General features: G+C 73.8%; 17 protein-coding genes and 1 tRNA gene. 8 read left to right on the forward strand and 10 right to left on the reverse strand.

What is annotated here, in order from left to right; genetic code table 11:
• The first annotated feature begins 91 nt into the window (after nucleotides 1-91).
• Nucleotides 92-1213, forward strand: a complete 1122-nt coding sequence (locus WME89_RS42265) for an AAA family ATPase (RefSeq protein WP_438005254.1) — start codon at nucleotides 92-94, stop codon at nucleotides 1211-1213.
• A gap of 183 nt (nucleotides 1214-1396) precedes the next feature.
• Nucleotides 1397-2143, forward strand: a complete 747-nt coding sequence (locus WME89_RS42270) for a Uma2 family endonuclease (protein ID WP_438005255.1) — start codon at nucleotides 1397-1399, stop codon at nucleotides 2141-2143.
• 61 nt (nucleotides 2144-2204) lie between these two features.
• On the opposite strand, the gene WME89_RS42275 is transcribed toward WME89_RS42270, so the two are convergent.
• The 3 genes from WME89_RS42275 to WME89_RS42285 are packed head-to-tail and all read right to left on the reverse strand — an operon-like array spanning nucleotide 2205 to nucleotide 7047.
• On the reverse strand, nucleotides 2205-5240 hold the full coding sequence (locus WME89_RS42275) for an ATP-binding protein (protein WP_438005256.1): 3036 nt from the start codon (nucleotides 5238-5240) through the stop codon (nucleotides 2205-2207).
• 2 nt (nucleotides 5241-5242) lie between these two features.
• On the reverse strand, nucleotides 5243-5995 hold the full coding sequence (locus WME89_RS42280; protein ID WP_438005257.1) for an enoyl-CoA hydratase/isomerase family protein: 753 nt from the start codon (nucleotides 5993-5995) through the stop codon (nucleotides 5243-5245).
• Complete coding sequence (locus WME89_RS42285; protein ID WP_437620467.1) at nucleotides 5992-7047, reverse strand: RimK family alpha-L-glutamate ligase; 1056 nt, start codon at nucleotides 7045-7047, stop codon at nucleotides 5992-5994. The genes WME89_RS42280 and WME89_RS42285 overlap by 4 nt, the downstream gene beginning before the upstream one ends.
• 321 nt (nucleotides 7048-7368) lie before the next feature.
• Here WME89_RS42285 and WME89_RS42290 point away from each other — a divergent pair, with 321 nt between their 5' ends.
• Together WME89_RS42290 and WME89_RS42295 are read left to right on the forward strand one after the other, a co-directional pair.
• On the forward strand, nucleotides 7369-8538 hold the full coding sequence (locus tag WME89_RS42290) for an acyl-CoA dehydrogenase family protein (protein ID WP_438005258.1): 1170 nt from the start codon (nucleotides 7369-7371) through the stop codon (nucleotides 8536-8538).
• Between the two features lie 134 nt (nucleotides 8539-8672).
• Nucleotides 8673-8745 (forward strand) — tRNA-Ala (locus tag WME89_RS42295).
• A 191-nt stretch (nucleotides 8746-8936) separates the two neighbouring features.
• Here the strand turns inward: WME89_RS42295 and WME89_RS42300 are convergent.
• The 3 genes from WME89_RS42300 to WME89_RS42310 all read right to left on the reverse strand — a co-directional run bounded on the left by WME89_RS42300 (nucleotide 8937) and on the right by WME89_RS42310 (nucleotide 13197).
• Complete coding sequence (locus tag WME89_RS42300; protein ID WP_438005259.1) at nucleotides 8937-10232, reverse strand: hypothetical protein; 1296 nt, start codon at nucleotides 10230-10232, stop codon at nucleotides 8937-8939.
• A 47-nt stretch (nucleotides 10233-10279) separates the two neighbouring features.
• A complete protein-coding gene (locus WME89_RS42305; protein WP_438005260.1) occupies nucleotides 10280-12244 on the reverse strand; it encodes a TonB-dependent receptor plug domain-containing protein in 1965 nt (654 codons plus the stop codon).
• Between the two features lie 182 nt (nucleotides 12245-12426).
• Nucleotides 12427-13197, reverse strand: a complete 771-nt coding sequence (locus WME89_RS42310; protein ID WP_438005261.1) for a hypothetical protein — start codon at nucleotides 13195-13197, stop codon at nucleotides 12427-12429.
• Nucleotides 13198-13401: 204 nt separating this feature from the next.
• Between WME89_RS42310 and cobT the strand changes: the two genes are divergently transcribed.
• From cobT to WME89_RS42330, 4 genes are read left to right on the forward strand one after another with little or no spacing between them, the layout of a single operon-like run.
• Nucleotides 13402-14481: a nicotinate-nucleotide--dimethylbenzimidazole phosphoribosyltransferase gene (cobT, locus tag WME89_RS42315; RefSeq protein ID WP_438005262.1), complete on the forward strand. Its 1080-nt coding sequence runs from the start codon at nucleotides 13402-13404 to the stop codon at nucleotides 14479-14481.
• A complete protein-coding gene (locus WME89_RS42320; RefSeq protein ID WP_437620472.1) occupies nucleotides 14478-15245 on the forward strand; it encodes an adenosylcobinamide-GDP ribazoletransferase in 768 nt (255 codons plus the stop codon). The genes cobT and WME89_RS42320 overlap by 4 nt, the downstream gene beginning before the upstream one ends.
• Nucleotides 15246-15261: 16 nt before the next feature.
• Nucleotides 15262-15888 (forward strand): histidine phosphatase family protein, encoded by a 627-nt coding sequence (locus WME89_RS42325; protein ID WP_438005263.1) that lies wholly within the window; start codon nucleotides 15262-15264, stop codon nucleotides 15886-15888.
• Nucleotides 15889-15910: 22 nt separating this feature from the next.
• Nucleotides 15911-17038 (forward strand): arginase family protein, encoded by a 1128-nt coding sequence (locus WME89_RS42330; protein WP_438005264.1) that lies wholly within the window; start codon nucleotides 15911-15913, stop codon nucleotides 17036-17038.
• 42 nt (nucleotides 17039-17080) lie between these two features.
• Here the strand turns inward: WME89_RS42330 and WME89_RS42335 are convergent, their stop codons facing one another.
• From WME89_RS42335 to WME89_RS42350, 4 genes are read right to left on the reverse strand one after another with little or no spacing between them, the layout of a single operon-like run.
• On the reverse strand, nucleotides 17081-17953 hold the full coding sequence (locus WME89_RS42335; protein ID WP_438005265.1) for a sulfurtransferase: 873 nt from the start codon (nucleotides 17951-17953) through the stop codon (nucleotides 17081-17083).
• Nucleotides 17954-17998: 45 nt separating this feature from the next.
• The gene (locus WME89_RS42340; RefSeq protein ID WP_438005266.1) at nucleotides 17999-19405 is read right to left on the reverse strand and encodes a family 2B encapsulin nanocompartment shell protein; all 1407 of its coding nucleotides are present in this window, start codon (nucleotides 19403-19405) and stop codon (nucleotides 17999-18001) included.
• Nucleotides 19402-21747 (reverse strand): family 2 encapsulin nanocompartment cargo protein terpene cyclase, encoded by a 2346-nt coding sequence (locus WME89_RS42345; RefSeq protein WP_438005267.1) that lies wholly within the window; start codon nucleotides 21745-21747, stop codon nucleotides 19402-19404. Before WME89_RS42345 ends, WME89_RS42340 begins: the two co-directional genes overlap by 4 nt.
• A gap of 55 nt (nucleotides 21748-21802) precedes the next feature.
• Nucleotides 21803-23221, reverse strand: coding sequence for a family 2B encapsulin nanocompartment shell protein (locus tag WME89_RS42350; RefSeq protein ID WP_438005268.1), 1419 nt, complete (start codon nucleotides 23219-23221; stop codon nucleotides 21803-21805).
• Nucleotides 23222-23966 lie beyond the last annotated feature (745 nt).

Genomic DNA, 23966 nt, shown 5'->3' on the forward strand with positions numbered 1-23966 from the left:
GCGCCAGGGTAGCACCGGCGCCCCGGCGCGGACATGCTATGTCCCCGCGCCGCGCCTGCGTCCGGCGCGCGCTCGGAAGGGGTGCTCCTTCATGTCCTCCTCGTCCTCGCTCCTCGACCTCCTCACGCCCGATCCGGCGCGTGTCCCCTGGGACGAGCTCCAGGTCTTCGACTGGGTCCGCGCGCTCGAGGCCTGCCCGCAGGACCCGATCCACCACGCCGAGGGCAACGTCTGGATCCACACCCGCATGGTGCTGGAGACGCTCCTCGCGTTGCCCGGATGGCAGGCGTTGCCGGCGGAGGAGCAGCGCGCCGTGTACCTCGCGTGCCTGCTCCACGACGTGGCGAAGCCGGCGACCACCCGCGAGGAGGACGGTCGGATCACGGCCAAGGGCCACTCGCGCGCGGGGGAGCTGCTCGCGCGCCGCCTGCTCTGGGAGCTCGGCGCGCCGTTCGCGCTGCGCGAGCAGGTGTGCGCGCTCGTGCGCTACCACCAGATCCCGTTTTACCTCATCGAGCGCGACGACGCGCAGCGCGTCGCCGCCGAGGTCAGCCTCCACGCGCGCTGCGACCTGCTCGCGCTCGTGGCCGAGGCCGACATCCGCGGTCGCGTCTGCGCGGACATGGGCCGCGTGGTCGACAACATCGAGCTCTTCCGCGAGTTCTGCCGCGACGAGGGGTGTTACACAGGACCGCGCGCCTTCGCGTCGGATCACACGCGCTTCGTGTACTTCCGCTCCGAGGGGCGCCACCCGGACGTGGAGGTGTACGACGACACGCGCGCCGAGGTCGTGGTGATGAGCGGGCTCCCGGGCGCCGGGAAGGACACCTATGTTCGCGACCACCTCGCCGACTGGCCTGTCGTCTCCCTGGACGCGCTGCGGAGCGAGCTCGAGATCGATCCGACCGACACGCAGGGGCAGGTGGTCCAGGCCGCGCGCGAGCGGGCGAAGGAGCACCTCCGGCGGGGCGAGCGGTTCGTGTGGAACGCGACGAACCTCTCGCGGCAGCGGCGCGGGCCGGTGCTGCAGCTGGCGGCCGACTACGGGGCGAGGCTCCGCGTCGTGTACGTGGAGGCGCCCGCGGCGGTCCTGTTCGCCCAGAACCGCGCGCGCGAGGCGGCGGTGCCGGAGGCGGTGATCCGGCGGATGAGCGAGCGCTGGGAGATCCCCGCGAGGACCGAGGCGCACGAGGTGGTGCTGGCGGTGCGCTGACGGCTCGCGCCGCCGCGCCCCTTCCGGAAGCGCCAGTATGGGCCTGCACCCAAAGGGAAGGCCCCGCGAGACGCGGGCGAGCGACGCAGGCCGTCGCGGGCCACGCCGACATGGGCGTGACGCGCCGTCGGGTGCCGGCTGCGCCCGCGCACGCGGTGCGGTACGCTGCGCCTGGAGCGACGTATGCCCTTCCAGAGCGAGAACTCTCCCATCCCGATTCCCCCGCCAGGCGAGGACGAGCTCCCGTACGACGATGGAGAGCCCATGGAATCCGAGCGCCACCGCGCGCAGATGGACCTGCTCATCGAGGTCCTGCAGCTCTTCTGGCGCGACCGTGACGACGTGTACGTCTCCGGCAACATGGCCATCTATTTCAGCGAGCTGCAGGCGAAGAAGAACGACTTCCAAGGGCCCGACGTATTCGTGGTGCTAGATACCACCCGGCGAGAGCGCAAATCCTGGGTTGTCTGGCAGGAGGACGGGCGGACGCCCGACGTGGTCATCGAGCTGCTCTCCGACAGCACCGCAGCCGTCGATCGTGGCGACAAGATGCGGATTTACGCAAAGCTCCTGCACGTGCCGGAGTATTACCTGTTCGATCCGTTCTCGGGCGCGCTCGAGGCCTACGCGCTCGATCAGGCGTCGCGGTCCTATGTACCGGTGCCGCTCGAGGCGAACGGCGATGTCCCGAGCGCGAGCCTCGGCCTCCGGCTCGGGATACGCCAGGGCATCTACCGCGGCCTCGAGGTCGACTGGCTGCGGTGGCTCGATGCCCAGGGGCGTGTGCTACCGACCGGCGAGGAGCAGGCCCGCGCCGCGGAGGAGCAGGCCCGCGCCGCCAGCGATGAGGCGAAGCGGCTTGCCGCCCGGCTCGCCGCGTACGAGAAGCAGTTCGGACCGCTGCCCGGCAACGGCCGGGACGAGCGCTAGCCGCGGACTCCGTCTGTCCGCCGCGCCGCACACGTCAGCCGCGCCAGCCCATCCGCCCCGCTCACCGCCGCCCGAACCCCGGCGCCAGCATCGCCGCCCACCGCGCCGGGCTCTTGATCCGCTCGCGCGCCATCACCGCGTCCGCGACGAGGAGCCGCTGCAGCCCCTTCTCCCCGCCGAGCAGCTCGCCCGCCTGGCGCCGCGCCGCCGCCGCGTAGAGCGGCATGTCCGCCGCGTCGAACCCGGCCGCCGCCGCCTCGAGCTGCGCGATCGCCGCGTCCCGCTCGCCGCGCAGCTCCGCCGCGCCCGCGCGGATCAGCGGGACGAACGGGTCCGACCACGCCATCCGCTCCCGGGAGAGCGCGGCGGCGTCCCTGAGCGCCGCCTGGATCAGCGGCTCGGGCTCGGCCGCGCTCTCGGCCGCGCCGAGCGCCGCGCACGCGCGCTCCACGTGGGCCATCACCCGGCTGTTCTGCATCATCAGCAGCATCGAGCCCTCGATCTTCGGCCAGGCCGCCGTGAGCCGCCGCATCGCGGACCCGGCGCGGCCGGCGTACCGGTCGACGTAGGTCTCGGCGAGCAGCCCCACGAAGTGCTCGAGGTGGAACCCCGACGTCGTCCAGCGCGACAGCGCCCCCGCGATCGCGCGGCGCGCGCCCGCGACGTCGTCCGCCCCGAGCGCCACCCACGCCGCCTGCACGCTGAAGATCGCCACCGCGTAGCGATCGCCCCGCTGCTCGGCGCCCCGGAGCACGGCCGGCATCGTCCGCGCGAGCGCGTCGACCTGCCCGCGGTAGTACCGCGCCCACGACGCCATCAGCTGCGTCGTCGCGAGCTCCCAGGCCACGCCGGTGCAGCGGTCGCGGAGCAGCTCGTCGGCGCGCTCGTACCACGCGGACGCCTCCTTCCAGCGCCCGGCCGTGAACGCCTCGAGCATGCCCGAGACCATCATCGACAGGCCAAGGAGGTGCGGGCTGTCGAGCCGCTCCGCGAGCGCGCGCACCGCGGAGACGAGCTCCTCCGCGCGCGCCCGGTTCTGCGCCCCCATCAGGCACGCGGACGAGGCCTCGAACGCGAGCGCGCGGCCGATGCGGTACGGCTCGCCCGCGCGCAGCGCAAGCAGGAGGGCGCGCGCCGAGAACTCGGCGGCGCGGACCATGTCGACGGCCGAGAGCCCCACCGTCACCGTCCAGCAGGCGTCGATGCGCGCGAGATCCTCCGGGCGCACCTCCTGCTCCGGGCGCTCGCGGAACCGGAGGCCGCGCAGGCGCAGCTCCGCGCGGTGCAGCAGCAGCGCCACCAGCGCGCGCCGCGGCGTCTCCGGGAAGGAGAGGCCGACCGCCCTCAACACGGCGCGGACCAGCTCGATCCCCTCGTCGATGTGCCCGCTCCGCAGGTACTGCTCCGCGGCCCGGCGGCGCAGCTCGAGCCCGAGCGCGCTGTCCGCCCCCTCCGCCGCCGCCGCGTAGAGCCTCGCCGCCTCCGCGCCCTTGCCCGCGTTGACCAGCGCGTCGGCGCACCGCACCCCGAGCGCGCGCCGCTCCGCCTCGGGGAGCTCCGCGTCGCGCGCGAGCAGGCCGAGCGCGAGCTCGTAGAGCCGCGCCGCCCGCTCGAACGCGAGCGCCTCCGCCGCCTGCTCGGCCGCGAGCGTCGCGAGCCGCCCCGCCCGGGCCGGCTCGCCCGCGCCGAGCCAGTGCCGCGCCAGCGTCTCGGCGTCCGCGGTCCCGAGCGCCTCGAGCGCCCGCCCGACCCGCCGGTGCCGCGCCGCGAGCTGCTCCGGGCCGAGCCGGCCGACGACGGACGCGCGCACGAGGTCGTGGGACACCTCGACGAGCTCGCCCTCGCCGGCGCGCCGCGCGACGACGAGGTCCTCCGCGATCAGGAGCGCGAGCGCCTGCGCGCGCTCCTCGTCGTCGAGCTTCGCCGCGCGCGCGGCGACCGCCGCGTCGATCGGCTCCCCGGCCACGGCGATCACCTCGAGCAGCCGGAGCGCCTGCTCCGGCAGGCGGTGGAGCCGCGCCTTCAGCGCCCTTTCGATCGCGGCGTCGCCCCGCGTGCCCCCCTCGACCGCGGGCTCCTGCGCGTCGCGCACGAGCTCGCCGAGCAGCCGCGGGTTGCCCCGCGAGGCGCGCGCGATCGCGTCCGCCCGCGCGCGCGTGCCCTCGTCGCGCGCGAAGAGGAGCGCGAGCGCCAGCTCCTCGGCCTCGATCGGCGACAGCGGGCCGACCGCGATCTCGCGCAGATCGCCGTCCCGGCGCAGCCGCTCGACGTGCTCCGGCGCGCCGGGCGCGGCCTCGCTCGCGGCCGGGGGCCGGAACCCCATCCCCTCGAGCAGCGCGCGGAGCGGCGCGCTCCCGGCCGCGTCCTCGGTCCGGTAGCTGCCGAGGAACATCATCGCGGGCGCGTCGGGCGGCCGCGTGAGCTCGAGCAGCAGCGCCACGCTGTCGATGTCGCTCCACTGGAGGTCCTCGATCGACACGATGAGCGGGCGGCGCTCGGCGATGCGCCAGAGCAGCTGCCGGAGCGCCGCGAAGCTGCGCTGGCGCAGCTCCTGCGCGTCGGGCGCCTCGCTCACGCGCGGCGCCGACGCGACGGCGGGCACGCGCGCGAGCACCGGGAAGACCCGGGCGAGCGCGCGAATGTCGCGCGGCAGGAGGCGGTCCACCTCGTCGTCCGGGATCCGCCGGAGGAAGCGGCTCAGCGCCTCCATGAGGTCCCCGAACGCCTTGTAGGACTCGGTCGCCCCGAGGGCGCAGCGCCCGCGCAGGATGACCGGCCCCCTGTCGCGGCGGAGCCCCATCAGGAACTGGTGGATGAGCGCGCTCTTGCCGATGCCCGCTGCGCCGTGCACGAGCACCGAGATGGGCCGCTCCAGGAAGAGCGACTCGGCCGCGCGGCGCAGGGCGCGCAGGTGCGGGCGGCGGCCGATGAAGTGCTCGATGGTCGGCGGCGCGGGCAGCGGAAAGAGCGCGCTCTCCGGGACGGGCTCACCGCCGCTCGGGGCGGCCTCGGCGCCGCCCGGCGCAGCCCCGGCGCTACCCGGCGCGGCCCCGGCGCCGCTCGCGTCCTCCGCTCCGCGCCCCCCGCCCTGCGCCACGGTCACTTCTTGCTCAGGAACGCATCCATCGCCCGCCGGTGCTCGGGGCCGTTCCACTGCTCGGCGAACGCCTGCCGCTCCACCTCGACGGCGGAGGCGCGCAGCGCCTCGCGCACCTTGCGCAGGGACCGCTTCATCGCTGCGACCGAGGTGCGCGGGCTGTCGGCGATGCGATTCACCTGCGCGATCGCCCGATCCCGCGCCGCGCCGGTCGGGACGACCTCGCTCACGAGGCCGATCCGGAGCGCCTCGGCGGCGTCGATCTTCTCCGCCGTCAGGAGCAGCCGCGCCGCCTCGAGCGGCCCCACCCGCTCGCAGAGCCGCGCCAGCCCGCCCCAGGCCGGCGACAGGCCCATCTTGACGTGGCGGAACGAGAGCCCGGCCTGCTCCTCGACGATGACGAAATCGCAGAGCAGGAGCAGCTCGCAGCCGCCGCCCAGCACGTCGCCCTGCACCGCGGCGACGATCGGCACCTCGCTCTCCTCGAAGGCCGCGAGGCCGTCGAACATCGCGAGGATCTCGCCGCCCTGCGCGCCGCCGCAGGCGAGCGCGTGGAGCTCACGGATGTCGCCGCCCGCCACGAAGATGTCGCCGCTCGCGGCGATCACGACGCCGCGCACGCGCGGGTCGGCGCCGGCGAGGCGGATCGCGTCGGCGAGGCGCCTCGCGAACGCGCTGTCGATGGCGTTCCTGCACTCGGGACGATCGATGGTGAGGACGACCGCGTCGCCGGCCGCCTCGACCCGGAGGGTCATGAGACCGCCCTCCGCGCGCCCCTCCCGTTCGTGAGCATCGCGGGCTTCCGGCGGCCCGCGCCCGCGCCCGCGCCGTTCTCCGCCGCGCGGCTGAGCCGCCGCGGGACCGGCATGCGCTCGTCGTGGATCACCTCGGCGATGCGCGCCTCGAGCGTGCGGCGGCTCAGGCCGCGCTGCTCCTCCGCGTACCGCTCGGCGTAGCTGATGATGGCGCCCGCGACGTCGACGCCGCTCGCGCGCTCGATCCCCTCCAGCCCGGGCGAGCTGTTGATCTCGAGGATCTTCGGCCCGGAGCGCGCCTCGAGCATGTCGACGCCGGCGACCTCGAGGCCCATCGCCTTCGCGGCGCGGATCGCGACGCTCCGGTAGAGGCGCGGCAGCTTCACCCGGTCGCCCTTGCCGCCGCGGTGGAGGTTCGAGCGGAACTCGCCCGGCTTCGCGACCCGGCGCATCGACGCGACGACGCGGCCGCCGACGACGATGACGCGGATGTCGCGCCCCTTCGACTCGCGCACGTACTCCTGGAGCACGATGTCCTGCCCCATGGCCCAGAACGTCTCGAGCAGCGCGTGCACCGCGTGCGGCGTCTCGGCGAGCATGGTGCCGATGCCCTGGGTCCCCTGCTGGAGCTTCACGATCGCGGGGCAGCCGCCGACGAGCGAGAGCGCCGCCTCGACGCCGGCCGGGTTCCGGGCGCACACGGTGATCGGCACGTTGAGCTTGCGGCGCGTGAGCAGCTGGAGCGCGCGCAGCTTGTCGCGGCTCCTCGCGATGGAGACGGCGCCGTTCAGGACCGGGACGCCCATGAGATCGAACTGGCGGACCACGGCGAGGCCGTAGTTCGTGATGCTGGCGCCGATGCGCGGGATCACGATGTCGAAGCGGGGCACCGGCGAGCCGCCGACGAGCAACGACGGGCGACCGCGCGACACGACGATCTGAAAATCGAGCGGATCGATGACGCTGACTTCGTGGCCACGCGCGCGCCCCGCGAGCACGATGCGGCTCGTCGAGTAGAGGGACGCGTTGCGCGACAGGACGAGGAATCGCATGTGGCCCGGAGGCTAGCAGAGCCCGCAGACCGGGTGGATGGGTGCGCGCGACGATTCGGCTTTCACGCTCTCGCCGGCGCGGTCCGGCCGGCGCCCGCGCTCTGGCGGGGTTCTGCGCGCGGTTCCGTGCTCTGGCGGGGTTCCGCGCGCGGCTCAGCCGGCGCCCGCGCCGTCGCGCTCGCGGTCGCGCGCCGCGCCATCCGCCCGCCTTTCCAGCGGTGGACGCGGCGGGGGCGGAAGCGCGGTAAGGCGCGTCGCTTGCGCTGGAAAATGTTTCGTGTACGAATCATTTCGATTCCTGTTGCCGAGGAGGGGGTCGCGATGTGGCAGCCGTTCACGGAAGAACATCAGCAGTTCAGGAAGACGGTGAGGGGCTTCGCAGAGAAGGAGCTCGCTCCTCATGTGGAGGAGTGGGAGGCGTCGGAGTGCTTCCCCGACTGGGTGTTCAAGCGCGCCGGCGAGCTCGGGATCCTCGGCGCGCACTTCCCGGAGGAGCACGGCGGCGCCGGGCTCGACTACTGGTTCTCGGCGGCGAAGGCCGAGGAGCTCGTGCACTGCACGATGGCCGGCGTCTCGATGGGGCTGCTCGTGCAGAGCGACATGGCGACGCCGGTGATCAGCGACATCGGCACGAAGGAGCAGATCGAGGAGTTCCTGAGGCCGGCGCTCGCGGGCGACAAGATCGCCTCGCTCGGCGTCTCCGAGCCGGCGGCCGGCAGCGACGTGGCCGGGATCCGGACGACCGCGCGCAAGGACGGCGACGACTACGTGCTGAACGGGCAGAAGACGTTCATCACGAACGGGACGCGCGCCGACTTTGTGACGCTGCTCGCCAAGACGTCGCCGGACCGGGGGGCCCACGGCTGCTCGTTCTTCCTCGTGCCGACGGCGCTCCGGGGCTTCACCGTCGCGAAGAAGCTGAAGAAGATCGGCAACAAGTCCTCGGACACGGCGGAGCTCTTCCTCGACGACGTGCGGGTGCCGCGGCGCTACCTGCTCGGCGAGCAGGATCAGGGCTTCGCGTACCTGATGCAGAACTTCCAGACCGAGCGGCTCGTCGCCGCGGTGGGCGCGGTCGCGAGCTCGTTCCTGACGCTCGACAACACGGTCAACTACGGGCGCGAGCGCGTGGCGTTCGGCAAGCCGATCATCAAGCGCGAGTCGTGGCAGCACAGGTTCGTGGACCTGTACACGCGCTGCGAGGCGGCGCGCGCCTTCGTCTACAAGTGCATCGACCACTACAACGACGAGCGGTACGTGCGGAAGGTGCCGATCAGCTTCGACACCGTGAAGCTCATCTCGATGGCGAAGATCCTGGCGGGCGACGTGGCGAACGACGTCGTCGACACCTGCCTCCAGTTCCACGGCGGCTGGGGCTACATCGAGGACTTCCCCATCGCGCGCGCCTGGCGCGACCAGCGGCTCCTGCGCATCGGCGGCGGGACGACCGAGACGATGAAGTACTACCTGGCGAAGCTGATGAACTTCTGAGGGCTGCCCCGCCCCGCCAACAAGGCGCGTGACGCCGCCGGCGGGGCGGGGACCGGAAGGGAAACTCACCGCCGGCCGAAAAAAAATAGAGACAAGCGGCGCGAGAGGCTGTAGATATCCCGCTCCCAACGACCGGGGCTGTAGCTCAGCTGGGAGAGCGCATGACTGGCAGTCATGAGGTCAGGGGTTCGATCCCCCTCAGCTCCACCGATAGGACCGAAGGACTCCCGCGGGAGTCCGGCACGCCGTGCCTGCCTGCCGGCGTGCCCGCTCAGAGCTCGCTGTATTCACCGTAGCGAGCGGCCCGGGGCCAGCGAGGCCGACCGCGGCGTACGAAGGTACGCCGACGGAGGCCGATCGGTGGCCCGGTCCGCGCAGCAGGCGGATACGTCAGGCCCTCAGAACGCGCCGATGTAGCGCGGCGGCAGGCCTACCCGCGGGTCGACGTGGAAGGCGCCCGCGTGCACGAGCGCGCGGCTGTCGCCGCCAGCGCCCACGTCGAAGCGGTGCACGACGCCGCCGTCGGTCTCCGCGTCCGCGACGAGGCACCGCCCGCAGGCGGCCGCGCAGCGCACCTCGCCGAGGGAGAACGGGAGCTCCTGCGAGCGCAGCAGGACGGCGGGCTCGCCGCCGGCGAGGTCGACCGCGGTCAGGGTGTCGTCGACCGGCCGCTCGCCGCCGCTCGCGTCGCGCCCGAGCGTCGTGAAGAGGACCGTGTCCTCCGACGCGAACGCGACGGAGAAGCCGGGCGGCGCCTCCCCGAGCTCGCCGGCCGTCCAGCGCCGCTCCTCGACGAGGCCGCCCTCGGCGCGCGCGAGGACCACGAGCCCCGCCTCGGCCAGGGTCGAGGTCGAGTCGCCGCCGAACGACCCGGAGCACGCGACCGCGAGCCGCGCGCCGCTCCCGGACGCGGCGAGCCCCGTGCAGCCGTGCAGCCCCTCGAGCACGGTGATCGCCTTGATGGCGTCGTCGCGGGTGTCGATCTCGACGAGGCGCGACGCGGCCGTGTCCAGGAACGAGAGCGTGGACGCCGTGAGGAGCACGTAGAGGCTCCCCTCGACGAGCACCGCCCGGCTCGGCCGCGGGTGGAACTCCGGGGCCTCCCCGGCCATCGCGGGCGAGAGGTCGACGCGGCCGACGAGGGCGCGGGCCCCGGGATCGACGACGAGCACGTCGCTCCCGCCGTCGAGCGGCTGGGCCCCCGGGGCGAGGTTCGGCTCGAGGCGCGGGACGTACGCCTTCGCGGGCGAGACCTCGACGTAGTCCTGCGGGTTCGCGGCGAACCCGGTCGCCACGGAGAGCTGCCCGGTGACGTCGCCGCTGCGCGCGTCCAGCCAGGTGAGCACGGAGGCGGAGCGATCGAGCAGCACCAGCCGGCCGCCGCGCAGGGGCATCGTCGGCGCGGTCACGTCGCCGGAGAGCGGCGCCGAGAGCACGACGGGCGCCGAGGCCGACGACGCGATCGACGCGGAGAGGACCGCGCCGTCCCAGCTCAGCAGGCCGACGCTCGTGGACTGGTAGTCGCTGCTGATCACGATGGCGCCGATCCCGCACCGCCCCTCGGGCGCGTCGGTGCCGCCGGTGTCCTCGGGCGGCGCCGGCGCGTTGCACCCGAGCAGCGCGCCGGCCGCGCCCGCGACGAGGGCCAGCGCCAGCGGGGACGAGCGCGCGCTCCGGCGAGGGCCCTGGCTCAACGTTTGATTCGGCGTCCGATTCAACGCCTGACCGAGCGAAGACGTCATCACCACCACACCTCCATCGCCGCGTGGACGCTCCGGCCGGGGAGCGCGAAGCCGACAGCGTCGAGCATGCGCGCGCCCGTGACGTTCTCGACGGCGAGGCGCCCCGACAGGCGCCCGTCGAGCGCGAGGACGGCGAGCTCCACGTCGACCGCCGCCTGCTCCGGGAGCACGAGGAGCCCCGCGCGGTCGGCGACGCGCGAGGACCGGTAGAGAAGCCGCGCCCCCAGCGAGGCCCGGCCCCCGCGGAGCCACCCGGGCGCCGCGTACGCCTCCAGGGACGGCGCCGCGACGAAGCGCGACTGGAAGGGCAGGAGATCGCTCACGATCCCGCGCTCGGGCGACGTGTCCCGCGGGTCGAGCGCGGTGAGCGTGAGCGCCGCGCGCACGTGGTCGAGCGCCGACGCCGAGGCCGTCAGCTCGAGCCCGAGGACGCGCGCGCCGTGCACGTTGTACGGCCGCACGGCGCCGAGGCCCGAGCGGCGGTACGCGACGAGCGCCGACGCGAGGCGCGAGAAGCCGAGGAGCTCGAGGGAGACCTCGGCCCGGGCGCGCGGCAGGGCCGCGGCCGCGCGCGCGCCGAGCTCGGCGGTGACGCCCTGCTCGGGCTCGAGCTCCGGGTTGCCGCGCACGATCGGCGAGATGCCGTGGAGCTCGCCGAGCGCCGGGACGCGCACGTAGCGACCGACGTTGGCGAAGAGCGCGGCGCCCTCGGCGAGGCGCAGCCGCGCGCCGAGGCGGCCGCTCGGCTCGACGAGGCCGGCCGCGCCGCCGTCGCCGGCGACGCGCGTCGCGTGGTGCTCCACGGCGCCGAGCGCGTGGACCTCCACCCAGGGGGCCGGCGTGAACGACGCGCTCGCCGAGGCGCGGGAGGTCGCGCGAGCGGCGCGGAGCGGCGCCGCGCCCGACGGCTGATCGATGCCGAGGCGCTCGAGCTCGATCGCCGCGGAGGCCCACGCCGTCACGCTGTCGGTCACGCGGAAGCGGACGGCGCCCTGCTCCGCCGCGCGCTCGCCGGCGCTCGCGACGAACGGCGCGGACAAGCCGTGCCGCTGGAGCGGGTCGCGGAGGCTCTGGCGCGTGAGGATCGCCGAGCTCCTGAGCTCGAGGCGGCACCGCTCGACGCCGCCTCCGCGCGGGCCGGCGCAGGGGACGGCGGCGGCGACAGCGCCCAGCCAGCGCTGCACGCGGGAGCGCGCGGCCGCGGCGGGGCTCGCGGGCGGCGCGGCCCTCGCGGAGAGGTCGCTCAGGCCCTGGTCGCGCGCGAACCCGTTGAAGAGGGCGGTGATGCCGCCGCCCCTCGGCAGCCGGTAGCGGCCGACGGTCCAGAGATCGTAGGCCTCGAAGTCGGCGTTCTGCCGCGTCCGGGTCCGGTCGTCCGCGGCGGTGAGCCCCGTGTCCGCGTCGTCGAGGTACGGATAGTCGTTGTCCGCCGCGCGCCGGCTGAGCGCGACGAGGACGCTGGCGCGCTCGTCGCCGAGGCTGGCCGAGGCCGACGCGGAGAGCTCGCCGAAGCTGCCCGCGCCGAGCCCCGCGCCGACGCGGGGGCCGCGCGGCAGCGCCGGCTCGAAGAAGATGGCGCCGCCGATGCCGAGGCGGTCGGCGTCGGCGGGCGCGTTGCCCCGGTAGACCTCGACCCGGTGGAGCATCCAGAGCGGCACGAGCGAGAGGTCGGCCGTCCCTGTCACGTCGTCGTTGATGCGCACGCCCGCGAGGTACACCGGGGTCTCGGCGCTGCTCGCGCCGCGGATCGAGGCGGTCGCGAGGTCGGCCCCGGCGCCGGTCCGGACGACCTGCAGGCCGGGGACGCGGCTCAGCACGGAGGAGGCCGTGGCGCCGGGCGCGCGGAGGTCATCGCCGCGGATCACGTACGACGCCGCGGTGGGGTCGCGCGCGGCGCTCGTCGAGGAGCGCTCTCCTTCGACGCGGACCTCGAGCGCCGTCCCGCGCGTTCGCGGAGCCGTCACGCGCGTTCGCGGAGCCGTCACGCGCGTTCGCGGAGCCTTCTCCGGCGCGGCGGGCTCCGGCGGCGCAGCGGCGCCCGTCGCGGCGCCCTCGCCGCGGGCGCCGCGGCCGGTCTCCTCGGCCCGCGCGCGCGGCGAGAGGCCCATGACCGCGAGCGCGGCGCAGGCGATCGCCCTGGCGCGCCTCACGGACACAGCGCGTGGACGATGCCCACCGCGTCGAGGTCGAAGACGTCGGGCGTGCCGGCGCGGTCGGTGATGCGCACGAACCGGGCGAGCGGGACCCCGATCTCGGCCAGATCGAAGGGATCGCCCCCCGCCGACGATGGGTCGAGCGGATCGACGTCGTTCTCCTCGGGGTTGGCGTGCACGGGGTGCCATCCGGCGCAGCCGTCGTAGGGGTAGCGGTCCGCGGCGCAGGGGAATGCCGACCAGGCGGCGCCGTCCTCGCTCACCTCGACCGTGGCGAGCTCGGCGAACACGTTCGCGGCGTCGTCGCCGCGCTCGAAGGCGTTCTCGAACACGAGGAAATCCGCCCCGGGGCCGTCGACGATGGCGTTGCCCTCGAAGGCCACGACGATCGCCCCGCCGTCCCCGAGCGAGAGCACGTCGAGCGAGCCGCCGCAGCACCCCGCGCCGCTCGGCGGGCCGAGGACGATGTCCGGGAACCGGTGCTGACCGAACGCCTGCCCCGGTCCGAAGCAGGCAGACACCACGCGGGTCGCGAACCGCGCGCCCGGGCCGGCGCACGACGCCGCGCCCTCGCCGGCCGCTCCGCCGCCGCCCCCCGAGAGGCACGAGTCGCCCGCGCCCCCCGCGGCGGAGGGCCCGTCGGCGTCCTCGTCCTCCACGCGCGCGTCGACGCCGCCGCACCCGGACAGCGCGCCGGCGGAAGCGCCGAGGCAGACGGAGCAGACGAGGCGGGCAACGCAGACGAAGAGGACACGCAGCGACATCCTGACCCCAGTTCGAGCGAGCCCGCGCTCGGCGGGAGGCTTCCCCGCCTCCGCGGCGGTCCGCCCGCCCGGGAGGACCTCCACCTGGCCTTCCTGGCAGGCTCTCCGGAAGGCACCTCTTCGGCGGAACGGGCGGCTATCACGGCCCACCGGGACGGTCAACGCGCTTCCCGGGCCACCGGCACGAGAGTAGAGAACCGGGACATGGCTTCTTCACCTCACTGGGTGTTCCCGGAGCCCGACGCGGGCGCGGCCGGCGCGGCGCGAGCGCGCCAGGACGCGCTGACCAAGCCGCGCGGCAGCCTCGGAGCGCTCGAGGACCTCGCCGTGACGCTCGCCGGCATCCAGGGCGGGCCGCCCGCGAGCCGGCCGGCGGCGGCGGTGCTGTTCGCCGCCGATCACCCCGTCACCCGGCACGGCGTCTCGGCGTACCCGGCCGAGGTCACGGCCGCGATGGTGGCGAACTTCGTGCGCGGCGGCGCGGCCGCCAGCGTGCTCTGCCGGCACCTCGGGGTCGAGCTGCGGGTCGTGGACGTCGGCGTCGCCCACCCGTACGAGCGCGTCGATCGCGACCTCGCCGGCGCCGGCGCGCTCCTGCGGCGCGATCCGGTCGCCGACGATCCCATCTTCGATCTGCGGGTCGAGGACGCGCTCTCCGAGGCCGTCTACGAGCGCGCGCTCCGCGCCGGCGCCGCCGAGATCGACGCGCTCGGGGGCGACACGCGCGTCGTCCTCCTCGGCGAGATGGGCATCGGCAACACGACGGCCGCCGCCGCGATGACGGCGCTGCTCCTCGGGCTCGCCCCGGAGGACATCGTCGGGGCGGGGACGGGCGTCGCGGGCGACGCGCTGTCGCGCAAGATCGAGGTCGTGCGCGACGCGGTCCGCCGCGTCGAGCGCGCCGACCCGCGCTCCGTCGTGCGGGCGGTCGGCGGGAAGGAGATCGCCGCGCTCGTCGGCGCCATGGCGCGGGCGATCGAGCGGCGGATGGCGGTGCTCGTCGACGGCTTCATCGTCTCGGCGGCGGCGCTCGCGCTCGTCCAGATGGCCCCCGGGGCGCGCGCGGGCATGATCTTCGCCCACCGCTCGGCCGAGCGCGGTCACGCCCGCATCCTCTCGGCGCTCGGCGCCCGCCCCTTGCTGGACCTCGAGATGCGCCTCGGCGAGGCGAGCGCCGCGCTGGCCGCGCTGCCCCTCCTCGACGCCGCCTGCGCCCTCCACGCCGGCATGGCGACGTTCGAGAGCGCGCGCGTCCCCGACCGCGCCCAGCCCGGGAATCCATGACGATGCCGCCGGTCCTGCGCGGCGCCCGGGCAGCGACGACCTTCCTCACGCGCGTCCCGGTCGGCGGCTTCCCGTACGCCGAGGCGGACTGGCGCTGGGCCTCGGCCTGGTTCCCGTTCGTGGGCGCCGGCCTCGGCGCCGTCCAGGCCGCGGTATGGCTGCTCGTCGATCGGGGCGGCGCGCTCGTCGCGGCCAGCGTCACCGTGGCGCTCGGCCTGCTCCTCACCGGGGCCTTCCACGAGGACGGCCTCGCGGACACGGCCGACGCGCTCGGCGGCGCCTTCGACCGCGCGCGCATGTTCGAGATCCTCAAGGACAGCCGCATCGGCTCGTTCGGCGCCGCGGCGCTGATCGTGGTCCTCGTGCTGCGCATCGCGCTGCTCGCGCGGCTCGACGCCGCGGCGCCGGTCGCGCTCGTGCTCACGCAGTGCCTCTCGCGCACCCCGCCGATCTGGCTGATGGTCGCCCTCCCCTACGTCACCCAGGGCGGCTCGCGCAGCCGGCCGGTCGCGCAGGCGGCGCTGCCGCAGGCGCTCGTCGGCTCGTTCTGGCCGGCGCTCGCGCTCGCCGCCGCGCACGCCGCCGGCGCGCTCTCGGCGGGCGAGGTGGCGGCCATGCTCGGCGCGGTCGCCGCCGCCTCGGCGATCTGCGGCCTCCGCTTCCGCGCCCGCGCGGGCGGGATCACCGGCGACTTCCTGGGCGCGACGCAGCAGGTCGCCGACTGCGCGGCGCTGCTCGCCCTCGCCGTCGCGCGGGGCGGCTGAGCCGGGAGCGCCGCGCGTGGATCCCCTCCCCTGCGGCCTCATCGCGTTCCGCCACGCCCCCGTACCGCTCGCCGGCGTCTGCTACGGCCGCCTCGACGTCGCGGCGGAGCTCTCGGCGGAGGCCGTCGCGACGACGATCGAGCGCGCGCTCGGCGGCCTCGGCCTGCGTCCGAGGGCGATCTGGTCGTCCCCGCTCTCCCGCTGCGCCGGCCCTGCGGCCGAGCTCGCGGCGCGCCTCGGGGCGCCGCACGCGGTCGACGAGCGCCTCCTCGAGATCGCCTACGGCGCCTGGGAGGGGCGCGCCTGGTCGGACATCGAGCGCGACGACCCGATCGCGTACGCTGCGTGGCTCGACGGCTGGGAGCGCGCCGGGCCGCCCGGGGGCGAGTCGGCGATCGATGTCGAGGCGCGGGTGCGTTCGTTCTGGCGCGCGCTCGACGCGACGCCCGGCGCGTCCGGCGGCGCCGTGGATCCGATCGGCGCGCGCCCCCACCTCCTGGTGGCGCATGCGGGCGTGCTGCGGGCGCTGCGTGTCGTCGCCTGCGGCGCATCGTGGATTGAGGCGATGAGCGCGCCCGCTCCTCACGTCGTGGCCGAGCGCTTCCCGCTCCCCGGGTCCGCCCTTTCGCTGGCGGACCCCTGAGGGGCGCGTACCCTCGTCGAGCATGACCCCGCAAGAAGAGCTCGCGCTCCTGCTGCGTCCGGCGGCTGGGGGCCTCTACCTCGTCTCGACCGGGCGCGCGCAGCAGCTCGAGGTCCAGCGGCGGCTCTACGGCGCCGCGACCCAGGACGAGGTCCTCGCCCGCTTCCGCGCGTCGCTCGACCGGATCGCCGGCGCGCGCGCGATCTTGCTCGGCATTCCTTCCGACGTCGGCGCGGGGTTCCTCCGCGGGTCCAACATGGGCCCGCAGGCGATCCGGACCGCGCTCCTCGACGCCTTCCCGGACTTCCCCGAGCGGGCGCGCGACGTCGGGCTCGTCGACATCGGCGACGTGTTCGTCGTGCCGCAGCTCCTGCACGACGACATGCTCTCGGAGGGCCAGAAGGCCGCGTCGCGCCGCGCCCTCTACCCCGGCGTGCCCGAGCCGGCGGCGTCCCGGCTGCCGGTCTCCCCGCTCTCCATCGCCGAGCGCGCGCTGGATCTCGTCTTCTCGATCAACCCGCACGTCGCGCCGATCGTGCTCGGCGGCGATCACTCCACGGCCCTCCCTGTCGCGCGCGCGCTCGCCCGCGTACGGAGCGCGCAGCAGAGGCCGTGGGGCATCGTGCAGCCCGACGCGCACACCGATCTCCTCGAGGAGCGGCTCGGGGTCGCGTACTGCTTCGCCACCTGGTCGTACCACGCGAACGAGCTGGTCGGCCGGGGCGGCCGGCTGACGCAGGTCGGGATCCGCGCCTCCCAGAAGCCGCGCGAGCACTGGGAGGGCCGCTACGGCGTGCGGCAGTTCTGGGCGGCCGAGTGCCGCGCCGATCCCGAGGCGGCGCTCGACGCCATCGTCGCCCACGTGAAGAGCACCGGCGTCGAGGGCGTGTACTTCTCGAACGACATCGACGGCACGGACGCCGCGTACGCCGACGCCACCGGGACCCCGGAGCCGGACGGCCTCTCGCCCGAGTTCGTCGTCGCGCTCATCCGCCGCCTCGGCCGCGAGGTAGGCCTGATCGGCGGCGACCTCATGGAGGTCGCGCCGGCGCTCCAGCCGACGCCCGAGAGCTCGGCGCGCACGCTCGCGCTTTCGGTGCGCTACCTGCGCGAGACGATCGAGGCCACGCTCGGCCGCGCGCTCGCCTGACGCCGCGCGCTCGCCTGACGCCGCGCGCTCGCCTGACGCCGCTCAGGGATCGGGGCCCTTCGCCGCGGGCAGGGCCTCGTCCCGGGCCCAGTCGCTCCACGACCCCTCGTAGAGGATCGCGTCCGCGCGCCCGAGCGTCGCGAGCGCGAGCAGGTCGTGGCAGGCGGTGACGCCGGAGCCGCAGTAGCAGACCACGGTGGCCGCCTCGAGCGCGCCGAGGTCGCGGTAGCGCCGCTCGAGCTCGTCGCGCTCGTGGAAGGGACCGGACGGCGCGCGGAGGTTCTCCGCGAACGGGGCGGAGCGCGCCCCGGGGATGTGGCCCGGGCGCGCGTCGACGGGCTCGGTCTGCCCCTCGTAGCGCTCCCGGGCGCGCGCATCGAGGATCACCGCCGAGCCATCGCGGCGCAGCCTGTCGACCGCCGCCTTGTCGGCGACCGGCGCGCCCCCGGCAGCGAGCGCCATCGCGGGCGCCTCCGCGATCGCCGGCGCGTCGGTCGACAGCGGGTGCCCCGCGGCGGTCCACGCCTGGAGGCCGCCGTCGAGCACGCGCCCGCCCGGGTGGCCGAAGTAGCGCAGCAGCCACCAGAGGCGCGCCGCGATGGCGCCGCCGGCGTCATCGTAGGCGACGACAAGCGACTCCGGGCCGACCCCGGCCCGCGCGAGCACGCGCGCGAACGCCGCCGCGTCGGGCAGCGGGTGGCGCCCGGGGCCTGCCTGCGCCGGACCGGAGAGGTCGGCGTCGACGTCGAGGTGCACGGCGCCGGGGATGTGCCCGCGGGCGTACTCGTCGGCGCCGCGGCGGCCGCTGAGGTACCAGCGGCAGTCGACCACGCGGACGCGGGGGTCGCCGGCGTGCGCCGCGAGCCAGGGGACATCGACGAGCGGGCCGGTCGGCACGGAGAGGGGATCGCGCATGCGAGGAAGGTAGCAGCGCCTGCTCCCGGCGGAGCGCGGCCGCGCTCAGCGCCCGATCTGGACGTTCTCGAGGATGCCGAGCGCGTCGGGGATGAGCACGGCGGCGGAGTAATAGGCGCTGACGAGGTACGACATGATGGCCTTGTCGCTGATGCCCATGAACCGGACGTTGAGGCTGGGCTCGACCTCATCGGGGATCCCGGTCTGGTGCAGCCCGACGACCCCCTGGTCCTCGAGCCCCGTGCGCATGACCAGGATGGAGGTCGCGCCGCCGCGGGAGATCGGGATCTTGTCGCACGGCAGGAGCGGCACGCCGCGCCAGGAGCGCACGCTCGTTCCGTTCAGCTCCACGGTCTGCGGGTAGAGGCCGCGGCGGCTGCACTCCCGGCCGAACGCGGCGATCGCGAGCGGGTGGGCGAGCAGGACGCGCGACTTCCTCCGCCGGCAGAGCAGCTCGTCGAGGTCGTCGGGCGTGGCCGTCCCGGTGCGGGTCTGGAGCCGCTGCTTGACGTCGGCGCTGTGGAGCAGCCCGAACTCGCGGTTGTTGATCAGCTCGTGCTCCTGGGTCTCCCGGAGCGCCTCGATCGTGAGCCGGAGCTGCTCCTTCACCTGGTTCATCGGATCGTTGAACAGGTCGGCGACGCGCGTGTGCACGCGCAGGATCGTCTGCGCGACGCTCAGCTCGTACTCCCTCGGCCTGAGCTCGTAATCGACGAACGTCCCCGGCAGGTCGGGCTCGCCCTTGTGCCCTGCGGCCATCTCGATGGCGGCCTGACCGTCCTTGTCCTGCGGCTTGCTCGCCCTCGCCTTGAACTGCTCGAGGTGATCCCTGAGCGCCGCGGACCCGCTGACCACCTCCTCGAACGCCCGCTGATCGAGGAGCAGCACCGTGCCCGCGGTGACCGCCCTGGCGGTGAACTGCCACTGATCGTGCGATTCGAGCAGCGCCTCGGCCGTGAAGTAGTCGCCGTCGGCCAGCGCGCCGAGCACCGTCCTGTCGCCGTACTTGCCGACCCCGAGCTTCTCGACCTTGCCGCTCGCGATGAGGCAGATCTGGTCCGCCGGCTGCCCCCGCTCCACGATCACGTCGCCGGGCTGCACGTCGCGCTGGACGAACCTGTCGGCGAGCTCCTCCAGCACGGCGTCCTCGTCGAAGCCGCGCAGGATCGGCAGCTCGCACAGCTCCCGCGGGATCACGCGCACATTCCGGCCGACCTCGGTGAAGGTCACGCGGCCGTCGCCCACGGCGTAGGAGAGCCTCCGGTTCACCCGGAACACGCCGGCCGAGACCTCCACCCACGGCAGCACCTTGAGGAGCCACCGCGGCGTGATCGACGCCATCTGCGGCGGGGACTTGGTGGTCGTCGCCAGCTTCCGCGCCGCCTCGGTCCCGAGGCTGAGCCGCTTGTGCCAATCCTCTTCACGAGGTCCCCAGTTCGACGACGTCGTCATGCTTTCTCTCCCCGAGCCTTGAGCTGTTCAATCAATGAAGCCGTCCTCGCCGTGCCGATCCGCGCGGGCGCCTGGGCCGGCGGCGCGTCGGCCGCCCCCGAGCCCCGGCCGCCGCGGAGCGAGGCGACGCGCGCCGCCGAGGTGCCGAGCCCGCCGGGGCCATACAGCAGGCGCCCCACCGTGGGCGTCTTGTGGAGCACGGGCTCCAGGTACCGCTTCGTCCCCCGGTGCCAGTGGAGGACCCCGGCCATCCAGTTCTCGACGTCCTTCACGTACCTGTTGAGCTTCTCGCGCGCACCGGCGTCCAGGCCCAGGTCGTCGAAGAGCACGGGGAGCTCGGTGGCGACGATGTGCTCGAACTGCTCGACCCGGGCCCTCATCAGGTCGTTGACCACGGCGACCGCCTGCTCCTTGTCGCAGTCGAGGAACTTCTCGACGACGAGCACACCGTTGTTGAGCTCGCCCTCGAACTGGATCTCCTTCTGGTAAGAGAAGATGTCGTTCACCAGGCAGCAGAAATCCTGGGCGCTGTTGGTCAGGTTGCGCATCGTCCGGGTGCGGAAGACCTCGGGCGCGATGCTCTCGCCCACGGCGAGCTGGCACAGGGCCATGGTGAGATCCGAGCCGAACGTGGCGCGGCGCATCTCCACGTAGTCGACCGGATCCGGGATCCGGTCCTGGATGTGGTTGGCGAGCTCCCACACCCAGCTCTCGAGCATCTCCTCGATCGCGCGGCGGAACCGGCGCTGCGCGTACGTCGACATCGTGGGCGCGGTGCGCAACCAGAGGTCGAGGAGGCTGAGCTCGACCACGTTCGTGGGCGGCGGCGCCACGTCGGAGCCGACCGGCATGAACGCCGGCAGCCGCCGGACGAACGCCTTCGCGCCCGCCATGTCGCGCGCGTTCCCGTAGACGGCCGGGAAGTAATCGTCGCCGTACGTCCCCCAGGTGAGCCACTGCGACGAGATGTCGAGCGCCGGACCGGACGCGTCGGGGTGTATCCCGGCGGCGCACAGGGGGAAATCGAAGCCCGCGAGCCGCTCCTCCGTCCACACGCCGGAGAGCGGCGCTCCCGGCACGACGTCGAGCATCCCCATCCGCCGCGCCCACGCGATGGTGTGCTTGCGCGCGGCCTCCAGGTGAGGGCTCAGCGCCAGCGGGAAAGGCATGTAGATGGCGGGCAGCTTGACCGGCCCGACCGGCTGGTACGGGACGTGGGTGAAGCTCTTGAAGCGCGTGAGCCCCAGCGCCCCGACGACCCGCTTGAGGCTCGCCGCCGAGGTCCCGAGGCCCGTCGGCCCGCCGGCGACCCACCCGACCGGCGCGCCGGCGTTCGCCTGCTTGTTCATGTAGCGGCTCGACCGCATGTGCCACTCGTGGCCGCCCGACTGCCAGTCCTGGAGGCCCCGCACGTAGACGAGCACGTCCCGGCGCTCCCTCGGATCGAGGCCGTGCTCCTCGAAGAGGGAGGGCAGCTCGGTGAACACGGTGTTGTCGAACTGGTACAGCCGCGAGCTCAGGATCTCGTTGACGAGATCGGCGGCGCGCTGGGTGTCCACGCCGAGGAAGCGCTCGAGGACAAGGACGCAGTTCGCGTTCTCCCCCTCCTGCTCGACCTCTCGCTGATAAGAGAGGATGTCGTTCCGGAGGTGGACGGCGTCGGAGAACGTGTCCTTGAGCACGCGCAGCGGCCGGCTCTCGGAGATCCTGGCCGGGATCTGGGCCGAGACGGCGTGCTCGACCAGGCCCGCCGACCACGGCGCGCCGCCGACCTTGCGCCGCATCTCGATGTACTCGATCGGGTTGGCGACGCGCCCCTCGTTGATGTTGTTGAGCTCCCAGGTGGACTCCGCGAGGAGGTTCTTCGTGGCCTCGACGAACCGGCGCCGCCAGTCCGAGGACGTGCCGGGCGCGGTGCGAGCCCACAGGTCGGTAAGGCCCAGCTCGACGGGGTTGGTCGGCGCGGGCGTCGCGCCGGTCGGCTCCACGGGCATGAAGAGCGGCAGCCTGTCGAGGTACGCCTTCGACCCCTTGAGGTCCTTGGTGCGCTTGTAGATCTCGAGGAAGTGGTCGTCGAAGTAGAACACCCAGACGTACCAGTCGGTGATCAGGTCGAGCTCCGCCTCCGGCGCCTCCGGGTGGGTGTACGCGCAGAGCAGCGCGTAATCGTGCGAGTCGAAGTCGTGCTCGGTCCAGATGTCGTCGCTGCTCTCCTTGCCTTCGGGGGCCAGGATCCCGACCTCGCGGGCCCACGCCTTGGAGTGCGCGCGGGCGGCTTCCAGGTGGGGGTTGAGCCGCGCCGGCCACGGCACGTAGAACTGGGGTAGCTCGAAGGGTTGCATGACCTCTGCTCGCCGCTGAGTGAACAGCTCCCGACCGCGTCCCCCCCGGGGCGCGTCAGCCCTGGGCCCGGCCGATCTCCACGTTCTCGAGGATCCCCAGCGCGTCGGGCACGAGGACGGCCACCGAGTAGTAGGCGCTGACGAGGTACGAGATGATCGCCTTCTCGTTGATGCCCATGAACCGCACGGACAGGCTGGGCTGGTACTCGTCGGGGATGCCGGTCTGGTGCAGGCCGACGACGCCCTGCTTCTCCGCGCCCGCGCGCATCAGCAGGATGGAGCTCGTGCGCGTGTCGCTGACGGGGATCTTGCTGCTGGGGAAGATGGGCACGCCGCGCCAGGCAGGCACCTTGTTGCCGTTCACCTCCGTGCTCTGCGGGTAGACGCCGCGGCGGTTGCACTCCTGGCCGAAGGCCGCGATGGTGCGCGGGTGGGCGAGGAAGAAGCTCGGATCCTTCCACACGAGCGAGAGGAGCTCGTCGAGGTCGTCGGGGGTGGGCGGCCCGCTCCGGGTGTGGATGCGCTGCTTGAGGTCGGCGTTGTGGAGCAGGCCGATCTCGCGGTTGTTGATCATCTCGTGCTCCTGCCGCTCGCGCAGGGCCTCGATCGTGAGCCGGAGCTGCTCCTCGGTCTGGTTCATCGGGTTGTTGAACAGGTCGGCGACGCGGGAGTGGATCCGCAGCACCGTCTGGGCGACGCTCAGCTCGTACTCGCGCGGCGCGAGCTCGTAGTCGACGAAGGTGCCCGGGAGGTCGGGCTCGCCCTTGTGGCCCGCGGAGAGCTCGATGCAGGCCTCGCCTTCCTTGTCCTTCGGCTTGCTCGCGAGCTCCTTGAACCGCTCGATGTGGCCCCGGAGCCGATCGGACCGATCCACCATCTCGCTGAAGGCCTGCTGCGGGAGCGTCAGCACGGTGCACGGCGTGACCGCCCGCGCCGTGAAGCCCCAGCTGTCCTGCGACTCGATCACGGTCTTATCGCCGAAGTGATCGCCGTCGGCCAGCACGTCGATCACGGTCTGATCGCCGAACTTGCCCCTGCCGACCCGCTCGACCTTGCCGTGGGCGATGAGGAAGATCGCGTCGGACGGCTGGCCCGCCTCCACGATCGTGTCGCCCGCCTTGAACTCGCGCTGGACGAAGCGGCTCGCCAGCGCGGCGAGGAGCTCGTCGTCGTCGAAGCCGCGCAGGATCGGCAGCTCGCACAGCTCCTGCGGGATGACCTGCACCGCGGCGCCGGTGTTGGTGAAGCTCACGCGGCCGTCGCCCACGGCGAAGGAAAGCCGGCGATTGACGCGGAACACGCCGCCGGACACCTGCACCCACGGCAGGAGCTTGAGCAGCCACCGCGACGTGATGCCCTGCATCTGGGGCGGCGACTTGGTGGTCGTCGCGAGCTTGCGCGCGGCCGGCGTCCCGAGGCTGAGCTGGTAGTGTTGCTGTCCGCCCAGGGGGGCCGAATCATCTGAGTTCGCCATGAGAAACCTCTTCGCTCTGTGGTCGTGGCGGTGGTTGGGGCGCTTCGTCGTTCGCCGGGATCGGGCCGAAGGAGCACGCCGTGTTCACGGGGATCCGCCGGGGCAGCCCAGGCAGCCCGGAGCGATGAACCGATTGACCCCCTGAAGCGCACAGCGCTCGAGTCGACGGAGATGCCGGGGAACGAACTACACAGTCCAGCGGCTGACCGGCGATCGATCGATGGAGCCTGTCGCGCACTACCCCCGCGCGACCTCACGCGTGCTCCCACGCGTCATTGCTCTGGTTCTGCACGGTCACGCGGCGACGCGTGGCCGTTCTAGCTGTCTCCGTCTCGCGCCAGCGTTCTAGCGTCCGCCCGCGGCGTAGGTCAAGACTCGACGGCGGTCTCGCTTTTTTTTCTTTTTTTGACGCTATCATGACGCGCCGTGCCCCGGTGGAGCTACGCCGTCGAGCCTGGCAGACGGTTCTCGGCTGGCCTCGAGGGCTGCGCAGGATGAAGGGCTCGACCTCCGGGTGAGTGCACGAACCGCAGGATCGGAGGCATCGAGGGTGATTCATGTCGCCACGTCCACGAAGCTCGGAGTCGATGAGCGACGGCGGCAGCGCCTCGAGCGTGTCGCGGCGCTGAACGAACACGCATTGTCGGCTCGTTTCACGAGATCGCGAAAGCAATCGATCCGCGCCAGCGCTCCCTTCGGGGGGAAGGCGCGAACTTACAACGATGGAGTCCACGGCCGACAACGA

It is taken from the genome of Sorangium sp. So ce321 (genome assembly GCF_051530195.1).
GTDB lineage: Bacteria > Myxococcota_A > Polyangia > Polyangiales > Polyangiaceae > Sorangium.